The sequence below is a fragment of the Streptomyces hesseae genome (genome assembly GCF_031845785.1).
Classification (GTDB): Bacteria; Actinomycetota; Actinomycetes; order Streptomycetales; family Streptomycetaceae; genus Streptomyces; species Streptomyces hesseae.
Genome location: NZ_JAVRFI010000064.1, coordinates 1 through 476, shown reverse-complemented (window position 1 = coordinate 476; position 476 = coordinate 1). Strand labels below are relative to the sequence as shown.

Annotated in this window: 1 protein-coding gene; it reads right to left on the bottom strand. The window is 67.9% G+C overall.

What is annotated here, in order from left to right; translation table 11 throughout:
• Positions 1-438, bottom strand: a 438-nt coding sequence (locus RM609_RS34205; protein ID WP_311616581.1) for a hypothetical protein, incomplete at its 3' end; no start/stop codon positions are given.
• Positions 439-476: the final 38 nt, after the last annotated feature.

Sequence of the window (476 nt, the reverse complement as noted above, 5' to 3'; positions counted from 1 at the left end):
GCCTACGCGCAATGCTCGGCCGGACACGCTTCGGCGCGGCTCGAAGACGTCGCCGGGATGTCCATACGGCAGGACGTCGATCGCGTTGCGTGTCACGAGGCCTGAGTCGGCATAGATCGCCGCCAAGAAATGCGATGGCGCCAGGAAGCGCACGACCGCACGGAAGTGCTGCATGAATGCTTCGCGCCGCTCGTGTGCGCGAGCATCGTACGTCGCGCGAAGGTCGCCTTCATGTCGCAATCCTTCGGCCGATCGTGGCGCGTGCCCCGGTGATGGCGCGTCCCCGCGCAACGGCGCGTCGCCGGGCAACGGCACGTTCAACGGATAGCGCTCGAGACAGGAGCCGCACGCTTCGCGTACTCCGCGCTCGCAGATTTCGCCGCCGGGCGTGGAGAGCGTCGCTCGATCGCACAGCGCGTGATAGTCGTGCAGCGTCATGACCACGCGCGCACCGTGCTCGCGCGCGATCGAGAGGC